Annotated in this window: 21 protein-coding genes and 1 pseudogene; 8 read left to right on the top strand and 14 right to left on the bottom strand. The window is 46.4% G+C overall.

The window, feature by feature from the left end; genetic code table 11:
* Nucleotides 1-197: 197 nt before the first annotated feature.
* Both QUB52_RS12300 and QUB52_RS12295 read left to right on the top strand, forming a co-directional pair.
* A complete protein-coding gene (locus tag QUB52_RS12300) occupies nucleotides 198-1,331 on the top strand; it encodes a cob(I)yrinic acid a,c-diamide adenosyltransferase (RefSeq protein ID WP_265234540.1) in 1,134 nt (377 codons plus the stop codon).
* A 613-nt stretch (nucleotides 1,332-1,944) separates the two neighbouring features.
* Nucleotides 1,945-3,957: a calcium-binding protein gene (locus tag QUB52_RS12295; RefSeq protein ID WP_332972953.1), complete on the top strand. Its 2,013-nt coding sequence runs from the start codon at nucleotides 1,945-1,947 to the stop codon at nucleotides 3,955-3,957.
* A gap of 364 nt (nucleotides 3,958-4,321) precedes the next feature.
* On the opposite strand, the gene QUB52_RS12290 is transcribed toward QUB52_RS12295, so the two are convergent.
* Nucleotides 4,322-4,510: a CsbD family protein gene (locus QUB52_RS12290; protein WP_265234542.1), complete on the bottom strand. Its 189-nt coding sequence runs from the start codon at nucleotides 4,508-4,510 to the stop codon at nucleotides 4,322-4,324.
* Nucleotides 4,511-4,595: 85 nt separating this feature from the next.
* A complete protein-coding gene (locus QUB52_RS12285) occupies nucleotides 4,596-4,838 on the bottom strand; it encodes a DUF167 domain-containing protein (protein WP_265234543.1) in 243 nt (80 codons plus the stop codon).
* Between QUB52_RS12285 and QUB52_RS12280 the strand changes: the two genes are divergently transcribed.
* Entirely contained in the window at nucleotides 4,819-4,962 is a 144-nt protein-coding gene (locus QUB52_RS12280) for a hypothetical protein (RefSeq protein WP_332972954.1), read from the top strand. The genes QUB52_RS12285 and QUB52_RS12280 overlap by 20 nt on opposite strands.
* Nucleotides 4,963-4,977: 15 nt before the next feature.
* On the opposite strand, the gene QUB52_RS12275 is transcribed toward QUB52_RS12280, so the two are convergent.
* Together QUB52_RS12275 and petN are read right to left on the bottom strand one after the other, a co-directional pair.
* A complete protein-coding gene (locus QUB52_RS12275) occupies nucleotides 4,978-5,580 on the bottom strand; it encodes a DJ-1/PfpI family protein (protein WP_332972955.1) in 603 nt (200 codons plus the stop codon).
* Nucleotides 5,581-5,716: 136 nt separating this feature from the next.
* A complete protein-coding gene (petN, locus tag QUB52_RS12270) occupies nucleotides 5,717-5,806 on the bottom strand; it encodes a cytochrome b6-f complex subunit PetN (protein WP_071883976.1) in 90 nt (29 codons plus the stop codon).
* 55 nt (nucleotides 5,807-5,861) lie between these two features.
* Between petN and QUB52_RS12265 the strand changes: the two genes are divergently transcribed.
* Nucleotides 5,862-6,392 (top strand): hypothetical protein, encoded by a 531-nt coding sequence (locus QUB52_RS12265; RefSeq protein ID WP_332972956.1) that lies wholly within the window; start codon nucleotides 5,862-5,864, stop codon nucleotides 6,390-6,392.
* A gap of 176 nt (nucleotides 6,393-6,568) precedes the next feature.
* Here the strand turns inward: QUB52_RS12265 and QUB52_RS12260 are convergent, their stop codons facing one another.
* The 6 genes and pseudogenes from QUB52_RS12260 to QUB52_RS12235 form a co-directional block, all read right to left on the bottom strand.
* Entirely contained in the window at nucleotides 6,569-7,246 is a 678-nt protein-coding gene (locus QUB52_RS12260) for an SDR family oxidoreductase (RefSeq protein ID WP_332972957.1), read from the bottom strand.
* Between the two features lie 157 nt (nucleotides 7,247-7,403).
* Entirely contained in the window at nucleotides 7,404-8,015 is a 612-nt protein-coding gene (locus QUB52_RS12255) for a class I SAM-dependent methyltransferase (protein WP_332972958.1), read from the bottom strand.
* Between the two features lie 290 nt (nucleotides 8,016-8,305).
* Nucleotides 8,306-9,346, bottom strand: coding sequence for a biotin synthase BioB (bioB, locus tag QUB52_RS12250; protein WP_332972959.1), 1,041 nt, complete (start codon nucleotides 9,344-9,346; stop codon nucleotides 8,306-8,308).
* Nucleotides 9,347-9,363: 17 nt separating this feature from the next.
* Complete coding sequence (bioA, locus tag QUB52_RS12245; protein WP_332972960.1) at nucleotides 9,364-10,671, bottom strand: adenosylmethionine--8-amino-7-oxononanoate transaminase; 1,308 nt, start codon at nucleotides 10,669-10,671, stop codon at nucleotides 9,364-9,366.
* A 206-nt stretch (nucleotides 10,672-10,877) separates the two neighbouring features.
* Entirely contained in the window at nucleotides 10,878-12,290 is a 1,413-nt protein-coding gene (locus tag QUB52_RS12240; RefSeq protein WP_332972961.1) for an adenylate/guanylate cyclase domain-containing protein, read from the bottom strand.
* Between the two features lie 234 nt (nucleotides 12,291-12,524).
* Nucleotides 12,525-13,844: pseudogene (locus QUB52_RS12235) on the bottom strand (adenylate/guanylate cyclase domain-containing protein); the annotation flags it as partial.
* 453 nt (nucleotides 13,845-14,297) lie between these two features.
* Between QUB52_RS12235 and QUB52_RS12230 the strand changes: the two are divergent.
* Nucleotides 14,298-15,047: a methyltransferase domain-containing protein gene (locus tag QUB52_RS12230; protein ID WP_265234552.1), complete on the top strand. Its 750-nt coding sequence runs from the start codon at nucleotides 14,298-14,300 to the stop codon at nucleotides 15,045-15,047.
* A 96-nt stretch (nucleotides 15,048-15,143) separates the two neighbouring features.
* Here the strand turns inward: QUB52_RS12230 and QUB52_RS12225 are convergent, their stop codons facing one another.
* On the bottom strand, nucleotides 15,144-15,533 hold the full coding sequence (locus tag QUB52_RS12225; RefSeq protein WP_332972962.1) for a hypothetical protein: 390 nt from the start codon (nucleotides 15,531-15,533) through the stop codon (nucleotides 15,144-15,146).
* Nucleotides 15,534-15,719: 186 nt separating this feature from the next.
* Nucleotides 15,720-16,610: an ABC transporter permease gene (locus QUB52_RS12220; protein ID WP_332972963.1), complete on the bottom strand. Its 891-nt coding sequence runs from the start codon at nucleotides 16,608-16,610 to the stop codon at nucleotides 15,720-15,722.
* A 222-nt stretch (nucleotides 16,611-16,832) separates the two neighbouring features.
* On the opposite strand from QUB52_RS12220, the gene QUB52_RS12215 reads away from it, so the two are divergent.
* The 3 genes from QUB52_RS12215 to QUB52_RS12205 all read left to right on the top strand — a co-directional run bounded on the left by QUB52_RS12215 (nucleotide 16,833) and on the right by QUB52_RS12205 (nucleotide 18,387).
* Entirely contained in the window at nucleotides 16,833-17,201 is a 369-nt protein-coding gene (locus QUB52_RS12215) for a hypothetical protein (protein WP_332972965.1), read from the top strand.
* Nucleotides 17,202-17,203: 2 nt separating this feature from the next.
* The gene (locus QUB52_RS12210; protein ID WP_332972966.1) at nucleotides 17,204-17,626 is read left to right on the top strand and encodes a putative toxin-antitoxin system toxin component, PIN family; all 423 of its coding nucleotides are present in this window, start codon (nucleotides 17,204-17,206) and stop codon (nucleotides 17,624-17,626) included.
* A 146-nt stretch (nucleotides 17,627-17,772) separates the two neighbouring features.
* The gene (locus tag QUB52_RS12205; protein WP_265236949.1) at nucleotides 17,773-18,387 is read left to right on the top strand and encodes a Uma2 family endonuclease; all 615 of its coding nucleotides are present in this window, start codon (nucleotides 17,773-17,775) and stop codon (nucleotides 18,385-18,387) included.
* Between the two features lie 231 nt (nucleotides 18,388-18,618).
* Here QUB52_RS12205 and QUB52_RS12200 read toward each other — a convergent pair whose 3' ends face one another.
* A complete protein-coding gene (locus QUB52_RS12200; protein WP_332972977.1) occupies nucleotides 18,619-19,641 on the bottom strand; it encodes an ABC transporter ATP-binding protein in 1,023 nt (340 codons plus the stop codon).
* 496 nt (nucleotides 19,642-20,137) lie between these two features.
* A complete protein-coding gene (locus tag QUB52_RS12195; RefSeq protein WP_265236950.1) occupies nucleotides 20,138-20,326 on the bottom strand; it encodes a hypothetical protein in 189 nt (62 codons plus the stop codon).
* Nucleotides 20,327-20,374 lie beyond the last annotated feature (48 nt).

Raw genomic sequence — 20,374 nt, 5'->3', positions numbered from 1 at the left:
AATTTTAATTGTACATCACAGGGGGAATAATCAAGAGCCGCAGGTCTGAGCCGCTAATTGCTTTCGATCGCCCGAATGAACATCAGGTGGTTGAGGTTATATCCTATAATCTTTTGAGATCGGCCAACAGAATGGAAATATTAAACATTCAAGCGATCGAATACCCACCCCGAGACAGACTCAAATAACTGCGGATTATGGTAAGGAATGGCATTGGTATTCGGACAGCCTCATCCCGCTCAGAACGCGCCGCGGGTCAGATTCACGTCTACGACGGCGCTGGTAAAGGCAAGTCTCAGGCAGCTTTGGGAGTAGTGTTGCGCTCGATCGGGCTGGGTATCAATTCTGACTCTCCCACGCGAGTTTTGTTGCTGCGCTTTCTCAAAGGCCCCGGCCGCTCCTACGACGAAGACGGGGCAATAGAAGCGCTGCAACGGGCATTTCCGCACTTGATCGACCAAGTACGCACCGGCAGAGCCGAATATTTTGGGGCCGAAGCAATCACCCGCTTCGATCGCGCCGAAGCTCAGCGAGGCTGGGATATCGCCAAAGGAGCGATCGCCAGTGAACTCTATTCCGTCGTGGTTCTAGACGAACTAAACCCCGTATTGGACTTAGGTTTGCTGCCAGTGGACGAAGTAGTCCAAACCCTCAAAAACAAACCAGAATATTTAGAAGTAATCGCCACAGGCCGAGCAGCCCCCGAAGCTTTGCTAGAAATTGCCGACTTACACTCAGAAATGAAGCCGCACTATCACCCCGCAGCGGCAGAGCATAATATTTCCGGTATCGAAATATACACCGGAGCAGGCAAAGGTAAGTCTACCAGTGCCTTGGGGAAAGCTTTGCAGGCGATCGGTAGAGGTATCAGCCAAGACACATCTCACCGTGTGTTAATTGTACAATGGCTCAAAGGTGGGACTGGTTATACAGAAGATGCGGCGATCGCAGCATTGCGACAAAGTTACCCGCAGTTAGTAGACCACCAGCGGTGCGGCCGAGATGCTATAGTTTGGCGGGGACAACAGCAAGAGTTAGATTGTATCGAGGCAGAACGCGGCTGGGAAATCGCTAAAATGGCGATCGCCAGCGGCTGGTATAAAACGATCATTCTCGATGAACTCAATCCCACAGTAGACTTAGAACTGCTGTCGGTAGAGCCGATCGTCGAAGCCTTGCTACGCAAGCCCCGCGATACAGAAATCATTATCACCGGGCGCTGCCACAAACCCCATGCTTACTTTGACTTGGCAAGCGTACACTCAGAGGTATACTGTCACAAACACTATGGCGATCGGGGCGTAGAACTAAAGCGGGGTGTAGACTTTTAGACCCCTGCATGGCGCGGAGTTCAATCCGAGCCAGAATTATTTAAAGACCAATACGGTTCAGTTCACAGTGTTTGTTTCCAGAGATCCCCCTCGCATCCCCCTTCTGAAGTGGGACTTTGAGAAGACTCTTGTCCCCCCCTTTTTAAGGGGGGCTAGGGGAGATAAGTCTTAACGGAACCGTATTGATTTAAAAACGACCCTGCCTGGGAAACCGGAAATTAGCACAAAGCCTTGCAACCAAGTAACCAATCTCCCAATTTTCATTGTCTTCCCAAACTCCCCGATCGACCCTTGTTAATCTTGAATTTCCTTCCCCGGAGGCGATCCCTGATCGCCAACCCAGAATGGAACATTCAGAATATGAGCCGCGTCTTCTTGAGCGTGAGCACCTGAGACATTGCACAAGGATTATTAAAGGGTGAAGACATTGAAAATAAAAGCTTACAAGCAAAAAGTCCGTGAGGGAGAAAGTCTAGACAGGGTTAACACCAGTAGGCTAGACTTGCGGCTGGCAAACAGGTTAAACTACAGCGGCATCCAAACATTCGGTGTTCTAGGCAGTGTCTGTAGTCGCACCAGCGATGATCAACAAGAAGTAGAGGAGTGAAGCTGTATGACAACGTTAACTGACAATTCTGATCAAGCTAATTTAAACACTCCGGGACTGGGCCCGGATACAATCTTTGCCGGAGCGGGGGCGGATTTTATTACAACTTCTGCCCTCGGCGGCAGCTTAATATTTGGCGAAGGCGATAACGATACTCTAATTTCCGTCGGCCCCAACGATACCCTATACGGCGGCAACGACGAAGATTCATTAGTAGGCCAGCGCGAGCGAGTTTTCATGCAGGGCGACGCAGGCAATGACACCATAATCGCTCAAGCCCGGAATTCGACGCTGTTGGGCGGTGCGGGAGATGACTTGCTCCAAGGCACAGTCGATGGCAACCTGATGTTTGGTAATCAGGGCTCAGATACGATGCTGGGAGGCGCCCTGGGAAGAGACACCCTCTACGGTGGCAAGGACAATGACTCCCTCGGCTTCTTCATCGCAGGTGGCGGCAACAACCTCGATATTCGCATCGGCAGTGCCGGTGGCAATCAAGGCAGCAACTTCTTGCGCGGAGACTTGGGCGACGACTATGTTGTAGGTATCAATCAGAAAGATACTCTGTTCGGCGGTAAAGGCAACGACACACTGTATGGTGTAGCCAGCAACAGCTATCTTTCCGGCGATCTTGACAACGATACATTAGTCATTGAGAACAGTACCCAGTCGAGTCCGTTTTCTTCGAGCGTCATCACCATTGGCATTGAGAAAACCACCTTGCTCGGCGGTGAGGGCAACGATTCTCTCGTCGGCGGTATCGGCGACTTTGGCACCGGCAAAAACTTCCTGGACGGCGGTGCTGGGAACGACACGATCACGGTTTATGCTACGCAGGACACGGCGCAGGGAGGCGCAGGCGACGACTTCATCAAGTCGTCTACGGTGTCTACACTTTCCAGCGTAGGTGCGCTGAGTTCATTTCCAGGCTTCGCGGGTCGCAACTTGCTCGACGGCGGCGATGGCAACGACACGATCGTTGCAGCTTTTGCGAGTGATACAATGATCGGCGGCGCAGGCAATGACACCTTGAGCGGTATCTTTAATCAAGCCTTCGGTGGAGATGGCAACGATACGATCAATGCCACTACTTTTAATGTCGGTACTACTACTGCGCTAGTTACTCTCGACGGCGGTCTGGGTGATGATCTGTTACTTGGCAACATCAGCACTAATCTTACTACCACCGGCACCGTCACCAACTTCATGAACGGTGGTGAAGGGAATGATACGATCGTGTTTGGTAGCAGACGCGATAAATTGATTGGCTCATTTGGTGGTAACGACATCATCTCCTACGCTAGCACTGTCAACTTTGCCGGTGTCACATCGACAAACATCATTACTGATAACTTAGGCAGCAACTTCATCATTGGCGGCAACGGCACTGATGTCATCACTACCGGTGCTGGCGACGACATACTGTTCGGCGGCCCCACAATTCTTATTACCCCAGGAGTTGATGGGGACGATACCTTAGATGCCGGTGGCGGAAACGACACAATGCTGGGCGGCTTTGGGAACGACTATCTGATCGGAGGAGACGGCAACGACTCTCTCGGCGGCGGGCCCGGTTCTGACACGCTGATTGGTGGCAACGGCGATGACAGCTTCTACTACAGCAACTCCCAGGAAGGCGGCTTCGACACCCTCACCGGCGGCGTCACCCCCGTCGGATTCAGCACCAGTCCAGACCAAATCGGTGACTTTAAACAACAAGGCCAAGACAAGATAGTCTTGAATAGTATTGCCTTCGGCTTCGGTGCAGTGAATGGGCCAAGCCAACTTCCTGGCCAATCGTTCGTGGTGTTTGACAACGGGACTTACGCTGGTGGTGTTAATACGACGAACATTCCTCAGGCACAACTTCCGCAGACAGCACCGTTCTTCTTTTACCAAGCTGAAGACGGACGACTAGGATATGACCCTGACGGTGCTAGTGGGTCTAAATCACCCATTACACTCGCAATCCTAAACAACAGACCAAACTTCGGTAGATCAGATATTATCCTGATTTAATTTAGGTGGCAGCGGGTGGGAGTGGTTTTAGAAAAAACCATCGCCCGCACCAACTCTAAAAACTAATTGTGCGATGTTTCAAGCTAGGGATCTGAATCCCTGGCTTTTTTGTTGAAGGGACTCGGCGGTTGAAACCGCGACTATACAAACGAAGTCCACCTCCGTGGACTGAAGAATTAAGAGACTCGGCGGTTGAAACCACGACTATACAAACGAAGTCCACCTCCGTGGACTGAAGAATTAAGAGGTATTAAAGCCAGATTTGGTATGACGCATCCTACAAGTTTGGGCGAGCAAAAAAAAAGCCAGCAAACGATATGTTTGCTGGATTCAGTAGGCAGGAAACTTTTAGCAAATACTCTGACTAAGCTTTGTCTACAATCTCTTTTGCTTTATCTTTGAGGTCTTCTTTCATGTGAATTGCTGAGGCTTCGTCCTGCTTGGCTTGACCTTCTACTTTATCTTTCAGATTGCCTGTAACTTCGCTCACAGCTTCTTGGATTTTGCCTTCAATATTCTTAGCTGTTGCTTCGACTCTATTTTCAATGCTCATTATTTTTTATTTTAACTCTACAACTACTAAGATAGGATTTTCTAGTTGAGTTTGAATCCGTCTTTAGATAGATTTGCTGTTAACTTTATTTCTGAGTTGCAGGTTCGATCGCAATTTCGACAAGTTTATTTTTGGACGACAAACCCGATTTAATGGCGATCGCAGATTTCGGCACTTTAAACTTTTTCGCCAACAACACGATTAATTCTTGATTAGCTTTTCCATCGACTGGTGGCGATTTGAGATGTACTTTGAGGCTGCCGTCTGGTTGCTCTTCGATGCTTTGCTGTTTGGAATTCGGCTTAACTTTGACTGTAAAAATCGTCATACTTAGAAGGAAGAAGGAAGAAGGAAGAAGGAAGAAGGAAGAGGGAAGAATTACCTATTACCTATTACCTATTACCTATTACCTATTACCTATTTACCAATTGCGTAGAAACTGGGTTGAATAAAGTAAGTCTGATTATTCAAGAAACGGCGACTGTTTCTGAATGTTCGATTTTTGTTCCCAAAACCTTCAAAAATTCAGCTAACCAGTTAGGATGAGCCGGCCACGCGGGGGCTGTGACTAAGTTGCCATCGACTACGGCTTCGGTAACGGGAACTTCGGTATATTTGCCGCCAGCGCGGAGGATGTCGGGGCTGCAAGCTGGGTATGCGGTGCAGCGTTTGCCTTCGAGCACGCCGGCGGCGGTGAGGACTTGCAAGCCGTGACAAATAGATGCGATCGGCTTTTTGTTATTAGCAAAGTAGCGGGTAATTTGCAGCACTTTTTGGTTGAGGCGGAGGTATTCTGGGGCTCTTCCTCCGGGGATAATTAAAGCGTCGTAATCGGCGGCGTTAATGTCGTCAAAAGTTGCGTTTAAAGTAAAGTTGTGACCGGGTTTTTCGCTATAGGTTTGGTCGCCTTCAAAGTCGTGAATTGCGGTGCGAATTGTTTGGCCTGCGGCTTTGTCGGGGCAGACTGCGTGGACGGTGTGACCTACCATTTGTAGTGCTTGGAATGGTACCATTACTTCGTAGTCTTCTACAAAGTCGCCGACTAGCATTAATATTTTTTTTGCTGTCATATTTGTAACTCCTGTTATTGAGTTTTGGTTAAATAGGATTTAAAAGACTCGGCGGTTGAAACCGCGTCTACACAAACAAAACCCGCCGACGCGGGTTGAAGACTCGGCGGTTTCAACCGTACATCTTATTTGGGATCTAGAAACCGTTGCGGCCCCAAATCACCATTGAAATTGAGAAGGAGAACAGAACTAGCACCGAAACCCAACCGAGTGACAAAATATCCATAGCTATTTACTGAACGAACTGTACAAAGTGACTCCAACCCTTATGATAATTTAATTTGAGCCATTTTTGGAATGAAGGTGCTGTGAAGGATTCGTCAAATTTTAGTTTCGCTGAACGGGTAGAATCTTTGAAAGCAGGGACTGTTGCTGCTTTGTCTTGTTTTTGTGGTTTTGGGGCGATCGCCCTGGTTAACAGCTTAATCCTAGCCCGTTGGTGGGATTCTCTGGCGAGCTTGCAGGTAATGACCGTTGACCTAAATTTTGCCTTCAGAGGAGTGATGGCACTTGTGGGCGGTTTCTTATTCGGCGTTACCTACCGCTACGCTATCCGGTGCGATACTAACCCGCACCTTAAATCTGGTGTGGTGTTGGCTTTTGGGCTGGTGCGGGCTTTTGGACAGTTGGATGCGGGACTTTCTTTTGAGGCGGGGAAAATACCGGGTTTGCAGGAGTTATTGCCGTTTGCGGTTGGTGCGGTCGAGAGCGTACTATTGTTTGCGATCGCGCGTTTGGTGTTGGATTGGGCGATCGGGTTCGACGGCTTCGCTAACGGGCGATCGTTGATTCAACCATTCGGGCGATCGTAGATTAAACCTTTTGATTCTTAACTCAGATCAAACGGCGGTTGAAACCGCGTCTACACAAACAATGTCCGCCTCCGCGGACTGAAGAAAAGAAGCTAATTTAAACCGTTGATTCTTCAACCCGCGCACCATCCGGGTTTTGTCTGTGTCGGCGCGGTTTCAACCGCCCGGTATTCTTTTTATTTCAAACCTAATACCTCATATTCTAAATTGCCGTAAACCATTTGCTTATCTACCGCCGACAAAACCTTATTGTTAGCAGCATCAGAAACTAAACACTGACAAACTAACTGCGCCACATCCGCCCGGTGAATAGTTCCCGCCACCCGACAATCTTCCGTTAAAACACCGTTATCCGTCGCAGGTTCCGACTTCAATCCGCCCGGACGAATCACAGTATAAATCATCCCGCTTGCTATCAAATGATTTTCCGCTTTTTCCTTTTCAATTAACACCGGGCGCAAAGTTTCTAAAGCTTGCGGCGGCAAAGCAGCGGCCGTGTTACCGCTACCGATAGATGAAACCAAAATAAACTTTTGCACGCCTGCTTTGACGGCAGCATCAATCAAGTTTTTGTTGCCCAAATAATCGGCTCTTTCTCCATCTTTGGGTAAGCCGCCAACGGTGCTGATTACGGCATGAATTGGTTCGCCGCCAGCCATTGCCACTTCCACAGCCGCAGCGTCCAAAGCGTCGCCAGTCAAGACTTTGATGCCCATTGCTTCTAATTCGGTGCGCGTTGCGGGCGATCGCAAAAGTGCTGTTACTTGCATATTTTGTGCTACGAGACATTTGGCGATTTCTAGGCCGACGCCTCGACTAGCACCTGCTAAAAAGATGTGGGATTTATCTGTCATATTAATTTTGTTTTAGTTTGTGCAGAAGTTGGTTTTTTTGACTTGGGAATAGTATACAACAATCTTCTGTGATTTTTTGAATTAGTTTTTTTTTACCGCAGAGGGCGCAGAGGACGCGGAGGAAGAGATGGGAAAGATTGGCAATTTCCTATTTACGTTAGATTTTTTTGCCGACGATTACTACCCAAGATTGAGCTTCGCGCGGCAAGCCGGGAGGGCGATAGTAGTGATTGACAATTTCAAATCCTGCTTGTTCTAAACAAGGTGCTAAAGTTTCGTATTCCCATCCTGCTGTATAGCGTTTTCCTGTCGGCCGTTCGTCGTAGCCTTCCCAATTTCCCCGGCACATTGACATGACAATTGCACCGCCAATAACTAAAGTTTTGTGCAAATCTTGCAGCACTTTCACCATTTTGTCGCTGGGAATGTGAATCATGGAAGCATTGGCGAAAATACCGTCAAATTCGGCTTTTGGTAAGTCGAGATTCAGAAAAGATTGCTGCAAAACTTCGCAGCCGGATAATTTCTTGGCTATTTCTACAAAAGCCGGAGTTGCATCTAATCCTACAACTGTATGTCCTTGGCTTTTAAACGCTACTAAGTCTCGTCCTGGCCCGCATCCTATATCGAGGATTTTACCGGGATTGCGGGGCATGGCAGCGGTGAGTGCGTCGCGATTTTGGGATACGTCGTGGTGCCATGTTCCTTCTCGGAAAGATTCGGCGGTTGCTTGGTATTCTGCGATCGTAATTTCTTCGCGTTTGTCCACAATTTCTCCTATTGTATTATTTGATATTGGTTAATTCAAGAAGACCGGGCGAATAGAATTCGCGTCTACACAGACAAAACCCGCCTCCGCGGGTTGAAGAATTGGCGGTGAAAATTATGTTATTTTCTTGAGTCCGCGGAGGCGGACATCGTTTGTGTAGACGCGGTTGAAACCGCCGTCTTATCTTTTGAATCAACTTCTAACATTAGACCTCTTGCAAAAATGCTGAGACCCCTCCCCAACCCTCCCCTTAGTAAGGGGAGGGAGCCTAATTTTTCTTGCTTCCCCCCTTAGCAAGGGGGGGACTGAGGGGGGTGAGTTTTTGACTTTTGCAAGAGGTCTATTGAACCATCGGGAGATTCGATCGCAAATCCTGCATCTCGAATCATATCCCAATCTTGATTTGCGCTTTGTCCGGGAGTAGTCAGATAATCGCCCACAAAGATAGAATTAGCTGCGTAGAGTCCGAGGGGTTGTAAAGAACGCAAATGCACTTCGCGTCCCCCAGCAATCCGAATTTCTTGGCTGGGAAGCAAAAATCGGAACAAGCAGAGAATCCGCAAACATTGGCGGGGATTTAAGCGATTAACGTCTGCAAATGGCGTTCCGGGGATTGGAATGAAAAAGTTGATCGGTACGCTGGTAACGCCCAAATTCCGCAACGACAGCGCTAAATCGATCGCATCATCATCCGATTCGCCCATCCCCAAAATGCCGCCGGAACAAGTGGTGATTCCCGCTGCTTTGACGTGTTCGACGGTTTCGACGCGATCGCCAAAAGTGTGAGTTGTGCAAATCTCCGTGTGGTATGATTCGGAGGTGTTGAGATTGTGATTTACGCGATCGACTCCAGCTTTCGCCAAACGGTGAGTTTGCTCCTCGCTCAACAACCCCAAACAAGCGCAGATTTTCAGGTTATAATTTGCCTTGACGGTTTCTACAGCATCCAAAACGCGATCGAAAGTAGATGCGTTGGGTTGGCGGCCAGAAATTACTAAACAAAACGTACCAGCTTTTAAATCTGCCGCGCGCCCGGCCGCTTCCAGAATTTTTTCCTTAGCTAAAAGCGGATATTTTTCAATTTCCGCAGTCGAGATTTTGGACTGAGAACAATAATGGCAATCTTCAGGACAAAGGCCACTTTGAGCGTTTAGCAAATAGTGCAATCTGACGCGGTTTCCCCAGTAATGGCGGCGCACCCGATAAGCTGCGTTTAGTTGTTCCAGCAAAACCTCATCCGGCGCGCGCAATACGGCTAAAGATTGCTCGCGAGAAAGACATTTGCCCGCCAGCGCAACCTCAGCCAAATCGTTCCAATTGGGTAAATTCATTACTAAAAATTAAGGGTTTACAGAGTATCCAGAACCTGACGAATTACCCGATAAATCGATTCTAATTCATCAGGAGAAATGCAGTAGGGAGGCATAACATAAAGCGTGTTTCCCAAGGGACGGAGCAAAAACCCCGCTTCGAGAAATCTGGCTTTCAATACAGGGCCGATCTCATTAAAATAACCGGAACTGCTTTCGGTTTTCACATCCATTGCTGCGATGGTGCCGCAAGTCCGAATCCGTTCGAGTTTAGGATGATCTCTCAGCCATTGATTCAGGTATTTGTGGTGCAGTTTTTCCATCCCTTCATACATATTTGGGTTTTGCTCCAAAAGCTCCAGGGATGCTACACTCACCGCACAAGCTAAAGGATTTCCGGTGTAAGAATGACCGTGATAAAAAGCTTTGTCCGATTCATCTCGCCAGAAAGCTTGATAAATATCCTCCGATGCCATTGTGACAGAAAGTGGCAAGCAGCCACCAGACAATCCCTTAGATAAACACAGAATATCCGGCGCAGTTCCAGATTTAAGCGAAGCAAACAGTTCGCCCGTGCGCCCAAAACCCGTCATCACTTCATCGTAAATCAACAATACATTATATTGGCGGGCCATTTGTGCGATCGCCCGCAAAAACTCAGGGCGGCACATTCGCATTCCAGCAGAACCTTGCACCAAAGGCTCAATAAAAATTCCCGCATAGCCCTTTCCATGCTTCAACAAAGACTCCAGTTTCTCCAAACTCTCCGCCTCCTTGCTTTCCACCTCCTCATCGCCGTCAAAAGTCGCAGGAAAAGGCACAACATCCCCAGGAAACATTAAAGGTGCAAAAGGTTCCCACCACAGCGAACTTCTGCCAGCAGACATCGCGCCCACAGTATCGCCGTGATAACCTCCCTCAAAACTAATAAAGCTAGTGCGGTTAGTTTCTCCGAGATTTAGCCAATATTGAAATGCCATTTTCAGAGCAACTTCAACAGCAGTCGAACCATTATCAGAAAAGAAAATTCGCGTCAAAGAATTAGGCGTATGACTTATTAATTTATCTGCAATTTTCTGGGCGGGTTCGTGCGTAAATCCCGCAAAGATAACGTGTTCTAACTTTTTTGCTTGTTCGTAAAGAGCCTCAGCCAGAACCGGATGACTGTGCCCATGAATCGTCACCCACCAACTAGAAATACAGTCGAGAATTTGCCGCCCGTCTTCTAATTCCAACAGCACTCCTTTGCCGCGAATTACCTTCAGCGGCGCAGGAGCAGTTTTCATTTGCGTGAAGGGCTGCCAAATTGGTGAATTAGAAGAGTTATGTTCTGAATTTATTGTCATTTTTGCGCCTGTAACTAATATCAAATTGCATTGTAATATAACTGGTTAACTGGTTCCCAAGCTCTGCCTGGGAACCTATGTAAGCGAGGCTCTGCCTCGCAAAAAAGGAGGCAGAGCCTCCGGATCTGCGTTACCAGGCAGAGCCTGGGAACGAGTAGAAGTAGCCGTGCACACCTTACAAAATATCAAATTATACTTGTTACCAGTTACAATTTTTGACCAACTAAGAAATAAGTGATCATTGCTCCTTTACCTTTGACATTAATCTTACCGCGTTTTTCAAACAAATACTTATCGCACAGCAACTTATAAGTTGAGCTGCTAACTTGAATTTTACCAGGAAGTCCCTGGGATTCCATGCGACTTGCTGTATTCACCGCATCTCCCCACAAATCGTAAATAAACTTTTTAGTGCCGATTACACCTGCTACAACAGGCCCAGTATTAATGCCAATGCGAATGTTGAGAGGTTCGCCGAATTCATCGCTAAATTTTAGAATTTCTTGCTGCATTTCGATCGCCATTTCGGCAATAGATTCTGCATGATTTTTACAGGGAAGCGGTAAACCGCCTGCTACCATATAATTGTCACCGATGGTCTTAATTTTTTCTAAGCCGTATTTCTCGCTTAAACAGTCGAAAGCTGAAAATATTTTGTTCAGCAATTCGACTAATTCTGCAGGAGACGTGCGGGAGGATATTTCGGTAAAGCCCACAATGTCAGCAAACAGCACCGTAACCTCGGCAAATCCGTCGGCAATATTGATCTGTCCTTGTTTTAGGCGATCGGCAATCATTTCCGGTAAGATATTTAATAATAAACGTTCCGACTTTTCTTGTTCGGCGCGTAATATTTCCTCAGCTTGTTTTCGCTGTGCGATTTCCTGGTAGACTCGGTGAAACATTTGATTAAAAGCAACCATGACTTCTCCCAACTCGTCATCGCGCTTGACAGATAGAGAGTAGAAATCAGGTTTTTCTCGATCTTTGCTCAAAGCGTCTCCCGCAGCAATTAAGTCATCGCGCAATCTCAAAATTGGTGCAATTACTGTCACCCCTAAAAAAAGCATCGTCACAGAAGTTACAAAAGCTGATATAATGATGACTAAAACAGCAATTCGCCCGATAAATGCGTAAAGTTCTGGTTGAACGGTGGACGCATCGTGACGAACAATTAAGATGTAATCTCCTCCCAAATGTCGCTCAGTCCAAGCAACATCGTAGCGATTGCGATCGAAATTTTGCTTGTGAACTATACGAGCAATTTTTAGTTGCTCTAAACTGATTTCTGGCGGTTCGCCCAGTGTATATATTAGCTGACCGTTAGCTTGGTAAATAGATACTCCCAACACTACTTGAGAATCCTTAGTAATGTTTTTTACTTCTTCTTGCAAGAAAGTGCGATCGGAAACATCTTGGGCGAGCAAAAATTCGAGGGAATCAACTGTCGGCCGAGATAGCTGTTCCAGTTGAGTTAAAAGTTCATTTTCGCGCCTAAAATAAGAGGGGACTAAAATAATTCCCTCTATGACAAGAATGCTAGCAAATACCCACAAAGCTATTTGTCTGGACAAGCGAGATTTAAAAAAATCCAAGAAGGATAGAAGGCGCGCTGACATAGAATTTACTATTGCACAAATGGCTAATTTAGGACATCGGAAAAATAAACCCAGTCAACGAAGATAAAACGGCGGTTGAAACCGCGTCTACACAAACGAAGTCCGCCTCCGCGGATTGAAGAAAGAAGATAGCGTAATTTTAACCGCCCCATCTTCAACCCGCGCACCATCCGGGTTTTGTCTGTGTAGAAGCGGTTTCAACCGCCCAGTCTTCTTAATCATATAATAAACAAATTAAACCAAAACTGCGCTGACTAACCTGCCTGCAAGCAAATAAGTATTCATATCACCCTTGCCTTTGACGTGGATAATTCCTCTGTCTTCAAACAGATACTTATTTCGCAAGATATTGTAAGTTGATTGTGTGACTTGAATCGCGCCGGGAATTCCGTGGGATTCCATGCGGGCTGCTGTATTAACGGCATCGCCCCAGAGGTCGTAAATGAATTTTTTGGTGCCAATAACTCCCGCAATGGCAGGCCCGGTATTGATGCCGATGCGAATGTTAATTCCTGCATGATGTTTGACATTAAATTTTGCTAGTTCCTCCTGCATATCTAAGGCCATTTCTGCAATGCTTTCGGCGTGGTTGGTACTGGGATTTGGCAAGCCTCCGACTACCATGTAAGCATCTCCAATTGTTTTGATTTTTTCTAATCCGTACCTTTCAGTTAGAGCATCGAAGGATGAAAAAATTTCGTTGAGAAAAACGAGCAATTCTTCTGGAGATATTTGTGCTGATAGCACGGTAAAGCCCACGATATCCGCAAACAGAATCGTGACCTCTGCGAAGCCGTCAGCAATACTGCTTTGACCGTCTTTTAACCTAGCAGCAATGGATTCGGGTAAAATATTGAGCAGCAGGCGATCGCTCTTTTCCTGTTCTTTCAACAATTCTACATTAGTTTCTTGCAATTGTGCCGTGCGTTCCCTGACGCGCTGTTCTAATTGTTTAGCATTTTGGCGCAACCTGCTGATAGATAAAGTTAATCCTGCAATGCCTAAAGTTGAAAGTCCTGCTAATAGTAAAAAAAGATTTTTGAGTCCGCTGTGAGTTTTTTGAGTGATGGTTTCCAAAGGTTGAGTAATTTCTAATATCCCCCGAACATCTCCAACTTTCCAGTCAGTTTTAGGACTGTTTGGGCTAGTGTTGTGACAGTTTATGCAGCTAGGAGTGAGAATATCTGCCTCGGCATATCGAAATGCTGGCTTGCCGCGAAATTCTTCTGTTCTGAAAAATTGTTTATTGGAATTTTGGGTTAAATAGGTAATAGCTTGACGTTCAAAATCGTCTCTAGCTCCGCCTTCTTTTCGCCGCCAGGGAAACGGGTAGTCGCTGTAGAGGCGAACTGATACTTCGGGATTTTTGTTGGTTATATGGTTGCCCAGTTCTATTAAAAAAGTTGCCGGGACTGGAACTGTTACTTTGGTCGGTTTGTTGTCGTGGGTAAAGTTAATCGCTTTAGCGGTGTTGAGAGGACTAATAACATCGGAACTGTAAAGGGTACGGGCTTCTTTAATTGCTTGGGCGTAGAGGGTGGCATTTTGGAGGGCTTGCGATTCGATGAGGTTGGAGGAAAGACGAGACATATTTGCCATCGCTACTCCTACACCTACACAAAATAAAATTGTCACTGCAAGGAGAATTCGCTTGTAAATTAATTGGCTGATGGCAGCCCGACTGCTAGAAATCAACTGGCGCATGGTATCCTCAAGTGTGAGGTTGAATCTTGATTTGATTTTATGCACTACTAACATAACACTGCTTTTTCAGACTGTTTTGCTGGCGCCTGGGGTAAAGCAAGACTGGAGAGTGCAAGGGATGGTTAATTATTGTTTACCGCGAGTGTTTCCCTTGTCCGTAAAAGTACGCATAACTTTATAGTGGTTTTCAGTTTAGTGAAGTACAGATGTCGGGTAAGGACGCGGCTTGGCCTAAGTCTTTACTTCACGCATTTTTTGTTTGATTTGGGTTAGGATAGCGATTGTAGTCTCTGGTTGGCGATCGTGAATTCTGACTCTACTGTCTCACCTACTAACAAGGAAATTTTTCCGGGAGAAGTTTTCGTCAATACTGCGGATTTTGATACCGGCATTCGGCGGCTTTTACCGAAATATGACGAAATGCTGGATGTATTAGCAGCCTGCATTGCTAGTACCAACCAGCGGATTTTAGAACTCGGCTGCGGTACGGGGGAACTGAGTTTAAAAGTTCTGCAACGCTACCCGTCTGCGGAAATTGTTGCTGTGGATTATTCGCCGCGAATGCTGGATTTTGCCCGCGCCAAAATAGAGTCGGCAGGATATGCAGCTAGGTGGACTGGCATAGAATTGGATTTTGGAGAATGGGCGAATAATCCAAATTTTTCAGGTTTGGGCGATAAGTTTAATGCTGGCATTTCATCTCTGGCAATTCACCATCTTGAGGATGAGATGAAGTTGAAATTGTTTCACCGGATTCGCGAAAGTTTAACTGCTGGCGGCTGTTTTTGGAATGCCGATCCTGTTTTATCGGAATCAGCAGCAATGAAGGATATTTATCAAACGGCGCGGGAAGATTGGGCGCTAAGTCAGGGGGAAACTTTAGGAGAAATTCGGGCAAAGGTGGGGACGAGTGTTTCTTACGGGTATTCTAATCCCGATCGCCTAGCGACACTTGCGGCACAGTTGGAAATGCTGGCAAATGCGGGATTTGAGACTGTGGCGGTTCCTTGGAAGTATTACGGTATGGCGGTGTTTGGGGGATTTGTTAGTTAAATTATTTAAGGATTAAAATTGAGCGATTGAAATCGCCTCTAGACAAACAAAGTCCGCCTTCGCGGACTAAGAAATGAGCAAACAGCAGTTGTAAATTTAAGGGACAGGGGCGGTAATTTCTGTAGGTGCGATCGCCCCCGGTGCAGGTACTGCTTGTTTTTCCAGTAGTACGCGCTGTTTGTTCCGAAATTCTGCGGCGGCATCGTTCAAATTTTGGCGCTGTTCAGTATTGAATTCTTCCATGCTGCGGCCGCCTCCAAATCGGGATCGGTGAATTAAGTCAAATATTCCGCTGCCACTGCTGCGGCCGGAAAAAGGGTCGGTGTTGTCTTGAGTTTGAAAGTCTTGCAGCGGTTGGGCGCTATTATTATTTAAACCGCTGGCTTGAGCGAAGGTTGCTTGAGGCGTGAAAAGAGCACAGGTGGCGATCGCGCTTGCAGCAATTTGAATCATCAATTTACTTGATTTAGAAGTTTTGGTGTTCATAATTTATTAGTTCAACTTTCAAAAAAACAATTGCTAAGAAGACCGGGCGGTTGAAACCGCGTCTACACAGACAAAACCCGCCTCCGCGGGTTGAAGAAAACCGGGCATTTGAAATTACGTTATTTTCTTTACACCCCGGAGGCGGACATCGTTTGACTTTCTGGCGGTTTCAACCGCCGTCTGCATCTAAGCAAACCGTCGTCGTAGCAGTGGTTGAATGCTCAGCAGCGCTACCAAATCAAAGGCTAGCAAGACTAACAGCGCTCCTCCAAAACTAACTGTACCCCAAGGAGCGTTCATGACGACGCTAGCTAGCGACCAATCGCTGTGCAGGTACAAATAGCGGATGGGTTCGATCGCATAACTCAGGGGATTGAGAGTGACGACAACTTGCAGCCAGTGTGGCATAAACGACAGTGGCGCGAGGGCGGTACTCGCGAATAACAGCGGTAAGTTGGTGACAAAAATCACTGCGATTAATTCTACGTGGCCGGGGAGGGCGAAGGCTAAACCGAGACTCAAGCCGGTGACTCCCAAAACTAATAGTAGGACAATCAGGGCGATCGCGCCTAGTCCCGCAAGTCCAGGTAATCCCGATCCCAAAAATGCTCCCGCCGTAACGATTGCGCCTGTTTGGATAAAGCTGAGCGTGACGATGAAAATAGCCGAAGCTAGGACAATGGAAAATCTCGAAGCTAGGGGCGCGACTAACAGGCGGTTGAGAAATCCGAATTCGCGATCGAACATAATCGGTAAACCGGCATTCAGCGCGCCTGCAAATGCAGTAAAAACTATCACGCCTGCGCCGAGAAATTGTCCGTAATTCTGGCTTTCGCCGAATAAGCCGGCTGGTGCATTTTTAAACAGAGCTCCGAATAAAACCAACCACATCAGGGGCTGAATAATTCCTGCAACTAGTGTCGAGGGGCGGCGCTGTAGTTGAATAAACAGGCGCTTGGTTAACGCGAGTGTTTCTTGTATAAAGTCGGCCAGCAGGGAATTGTTGGGGGGTGTAACGGCCGTTAAGGGCGATCGTTGCTGGTTGAGTTTGTTGGGGGATGTGACAGTACCGCTCATAATTACTTGTTGATTTTGACTGTGGTGATTATTTTTACAGGAAATATGATGAATGGGATTTTAGTAGTCTGCTTTGATTATAGGCTATTGGGAGTTGAGAGAGCGGGGGTAGTGTGTTCATCGAGTAGCTGGGATGACAGGATAAATTTGTGGTAAAATTAGTCAACGCTACATATTAATAATTTAGTTTTTCGACTATTAACAAAATTGGAGGATAAGTTGATGTCATCAAGTGCGATCGCCACTTTGGTCAAAATCATGGAATCTTTGCCACCAACTGTGCAAGATAAAGTTGTTGAACACTTGCAAGAATACATTCGGAAATTTAATATTACTGTTGCTGTGAGTCCCGACGGTAAGCTGGAAATTCCGGCAGAGATTGAAAGTCAACTGAAATCGGGCGATAAATATACAGTTACAGTTACAGCAGATAGCATTGTTTTTGACAAGCTGAAAGCAGGTTTTGACTGGGAAGAATGGGAACGGCGCGTAGAAGCAGCAAACCCAGATCCTAATGAATTAACGACAGAGGAGATTTGTGAACTCGTCCGGGAAGTGCGTCGCGAACAACGCTCTAAAATGGATATTTAAGCATGAGAGTTGTCATAGATACCAATGTCTTTGTATCAGGTTGGTTGTGGGGAGGTATCCCGGCTCGTTTATTTAGGTTGGCTAGAAATTCTCAACTCATAATTTGTGCTTCTGAACCGATATTGGCAGAATTACAAAACACTTTGAGTAAACAAAAATTACAGGCAAAGTTACAATCGTTGGGTTTTACTGTTGATAGTTTGATGATTGGAACACGAGCATTAGTGCAAGTTTATCCAATTTCGGAGATCAATGTACCTAGTTTACGCGATCGTAATGACAATATGATTTTAGCTACGGCAATTGCTGCTGATGCTGATGCGATCGTTACGGGGGATTTGGATTTGTTAGTATTGCAGGAATATGAAGGGATTGTTATTGTTACAGCGAGGGATTTTCTCGATCGCTATTTTCCAGAAAATTAGGGGATAGCTGCGCTCGCGCGTACTTTATGGTGGCTGGAGGGTGGAAAGTGCGATCCTCTTCGAGGGCTTCGCTAACGAGCGATCTATACAATCTGTTAAAATAGTTGCAGGATAGTCTTAAAAATATAGATAAATGAGAATCAACCATGACCATAACTCCTACCAAACTTAAGCAGAACCTCACTTTTGAGCAATTTGTCAAGCAACTTCCCGACGAAGAAGGCCGCTATGAACTTGTTAATGGAGAGATTGTGAAAATATTACCGATAAGATTGCACGAGGATCTTGCCGATTTCCTTGTCAAACAGTTTGACAAAGAAATCGATCGCGTCCCCCTCAACTATAGGGTGTCTGGCAGATTTATGGTGAGGACTTTAACCTCAAGTGGTAGAGAACAAGGCCGTCATCCTGATGTTAGTGTAATAGATAAAACTCTCTGGGAATCGAAGCCTTTCGCCCACTCAGCCATAACTGAACCGCTGCAATTAGTTGTAGAAGTTGTTTCGACAAATTGGGAAGATGATTATATCGACAAGCTGGATGAATATCAGCGGCTGGGAATTTCGGAATACTGGATTGTCGATTATTTGGCTTTGGGAAGTCGCGATTATTTAGGTAATCCCAAAGTTCCTACAGTTTTTGTTTACCTGCTTGATGAAAATGGCGTTTATCAAATGACGGCTTTTCGAGGAAATGAGCGAATAGTTTCCCGAACTTTCCCAGAATTGGCGCTGACAGCAGAACAAGTTTTAGATGTGTAAAAAAAGCAACCCGGTTTCTCAGGAAAATCTGGTTGGGCGACAAGAAATCTGTGAAGAAACCGGGTTTCTATCCCCGCGCGCGGTTCAGTCCGGCAGGGGTTAAAACCCCCGCCTCATAGCAGAAGTCCTCTAAAGAGGACTGATGAGTTTAACAGTCCTCTTTAGAGGACTTTCGCTATTAGCCAGGGGTTAAAACCCCTGGCGGTTTTTCGGCTCACCAATTGGTATAATTTAAGACCGCATCGCCTGTTTTTGTTCCGCCTTCAAATCGCGGTTGCTAGCAGCCGCCAACTCCGCATCCAACAAAGTTTTGCCAGTAGCAGCCAAATAAACATCATCCAAACTAGGCCGAGATTGAGCAATTCCAAAAGTAGGAAGTCCCGCATCTTTCAATGCTTGCTGAATGCTCACAAGCGCGTCACTTTGGGCACCCACTACCAAATTGAGAGAATTTCCTTGGGCGCTGTTGATAATTACTTCTTGTACAAAAGGCAGAGATTGCATTAAAGCTTGGGCTTTTTGGGCTTCTTCCAGTGGCGAAAACTCTCGAATTCGCAGAGTTACCCGATCGCCCCCAACCCGATTTTTCAACTCCTGCGGCGTTCCCTCTGCAATTACTGTACCCTTGTCAATAATCGCCACGCGATCGGCTAAAGCATCCACTTCTTCGAGATAATGGCTGGTAATCAAAACCGTCGTACCTTCCTCCCGCAAGCGCCGCAGGAAATTCCACACCACCAACCGACTTTCAATATCGAGCCCCACAGTCGGTTCGTCTAACACCAAAACATCCGGCTGGTGAAGCAACCCAGCAGCCAAGTCGAGACGCTTGCGAATCCCGCCGGAATAAGTGCCCGTCTTTTTATTTTCCCATTCCTCCAAACCGAGGAGTTGCACCATTTTGTCAATCCGCCCTTTAATCGTGTGGCGCGGCAAATGGTAAAGCGCTGCTTGCAATTGCAGGAGTTCGCGCCCAGTCAACACCTTATCGAGAGCGACTTCTTGGGCGACATAGCCGAGTTTCTGTCTGGCCATTCTCGGCTGGCTGACTGCTGAAATGCCTGAAACTTCAATCCGTCCGCTATCGGGCGCGCTCAATGTACAAAGTACCCGCAGGGTGGTAGTTTTGCCAGCACCGTTGGGGCCGAGCAAACCAAATATTTCCCCCGGTTCTACCTTGAAGGAAACATCTTTAACGGCTTCTACAGTGCCGTAGCGTTTCTGAAGATTTTCAATTAAAACGGCGGGAGCCATATATTTTAAGCATGAACTGGTTGTTAATATTTTGACACTTCTGGGCTGAATTTGCCGGAATGGACGATCGACCATTCCGACTTCCTGTGCTTGTGGCGATCGCACATTCCTCCTGAACCGGAAACTGCTGATAGTTTTAAGTTTTGATATCCGTTGAAAAAATCTCAACACAGATAGCGGTTCCCAACCCGATCGCCATCAGTCTTTCCTCATCTCAAATATAAATTTTTGCCTACAAAAAAAATATAAGTCTTGAGTTAATTCAAACTTGGAAGTTAGCAACTCAAAACTCATAATTTTTTAACCAGTAGAGATGCACCCGAAACCTGTTGTTTTATAATTATCTCTACGTCTAGGCTGATGTCGATCGCGATTTTCATCATTAACACCGCTTTCAAAGATATCAAATTGTCTATCCCAGTATTAAATACTAAAAACTTTCGGAGGTGGCAATTTCTACTTTTGACTTCCACAAATGGAGTTGGCTGCCACGTCTTTAATCGACAATTTTTACCCAACCGCGACGCACATTGTACAGCAGTCGGTTGATGATGGCATACTCATCTTCATTCAGGGTTCTTTCTAGGAGTGCGGATCTGAGCTGTCTCCGGTCGTGGCGAGTCACGATACTGGAAAACATGACTTGACCAAATAATTCTTCGAGTGTCATTTGGGAAACTGACATGATAAACCTCCTAGTTGATTGAGACAGATAAAATTTACACAGGCTTGT

Origin of the sequence: Microcoleus sp. A6-C6 (assembly GCF_036705955.1) — a bacterium.
Classification (GTDB): domain Bacteria; phylum Cyanobacteriota; class Cyanobacteriia; order Cyanobacteriales; family Microcoleaceae; genus Microcoleus.
The sequence above is the reverse complement of the archived record's forward strand: the minus strand, read 5'-3'. Positions and strand labels throughout refer to the sequence as shown.

What these genes read in the sequence shown, in the direction of transcription:
- bioA (WP_332972960.1), bottom strand. Translation starts at nt 10,671, where the DNA reads ATGACAATAAATTCAGAACATAACTCTTCTAATTCACCAATTTGGCAG.
- QUB52_RS12290 (WP_265234542.1), bottom strand. Translation starts at nt 4,510, where the DNA reads ATGAGCATTGAAAATAGAGTCGAAGCAACAGCTAAGAATATTGAAGGC.
- QUB52_RS12215 (WP_332972965.1), top strand. Translation starts at nt 16,833, where the DNA reads ATGTCATCAAGTGCGATCGCCACTTTGGTCAAAATCATGGAATCTTTG.
- QUB52_RS12295 (WP_332972953.1), top strand. Translation starts at nt 1,945, where the DNA reads ATGACAACGTTAACTGACAATTCTGATCAAGCTAATTTAAACACTCCG.
- QUB52_RS12240 (WP_332972961.1), bottom strand. Translation starts at nt 12,290, where the DNA reads ATGTCAGCGCGCCTTCTATCCTTCTTGGATTTTTTTAAATCTCGCTTG.
- QUB52_RS12200 (WP_332972977.1), bottom strand. Translation starts at nt 19,641, where the DNA reads ATGGCTCCCGCCGTTTTAATTGAAAATCTTCAGAAACGCTACGGCACT.
- QUB52_RS12195 (WP_265236950.1), bottom strand. Translation starts at nt 20,326, where the DNA reads ATGTCAGTTTCCCAAATGACACTCGAAGAATTATTTGGTCAAGTCATG.
- bioB (WP_332972959.1), bottom strand. Translation starts at nt 9,346, where the DNA reads ATGAATTTACCCAATTGGAACGATTTGGCTGAGGTTGCGCTGGCGGGC.
- QUB52_RS12285 (WP_265234543.1), bottom strand. Translation starts at nt 4,838, where the DNA reads ATGACGATTTTTACAGTCAAAGTTAAGCCGAATTCCAAACAGCAAAGC.
- QUB52_RS12205 (WP_265236949.1), top strand. Translation starts at nt 17,773, where the DNA reads ATGACCATAACTCCTACCAAACTTAAGCAGAACCTCACTTTTGAGCAA.
- petN (WP_071883976.1), bottom strand. Translation starts at nt 5,806, where the DNA reads ATGGATATTTTGTCACTCGGTTGGGTTTCGGTGCTAGTTCTGTTCTCC.
- QUB52_RS12260 (WP_332972957.1), bottom strand. Translation starts at nt 7,246, where the DNA reads ATGACAGATAAATCCCACATCTTTTTAGCAGGTGCTAGTCGAGGCGTC.
- QUB52_RS12210 (WP_332972966.1), top strand. Translation starts at nt 17,204, where the DNA reads ATGAGAGTTGTCATAGATACCAATGTCTTTGTATCAGGTTGGTTGTGG.
- QUB52_RS12220 (WP_332972963.1), bottom strand. Translation starts at nt 16,610, where the DNA reads ATGAGCGGTACTGTCACATCCCCCAACAAACTCAACCAGCAACGATCG.
- QUB52_RS12275 (WP_332972955.1), bottom strand. Translation starts at nt 5,580, where the DNA reads ATGACAGCAAAAAAAATATTAATGCTAGTCGGCGACTTTGTAGAAGAC.
- QUB52_RS12225 (WP_332972962.1), bottom strand. Translation starts at nt 15,533, where the DNA reads ATGAACACCAAAACTTCTAAATCAAGTAAATTGATGATTCAAATTGCT.
- QUB52_RS12300 (WP_265234540.1), top strand. Translation starts at nt 198, where the DNA reads ATGGTAAGGAATGGCATTGGTATTCGGACAGCCTCATCCCGCTCAGAA.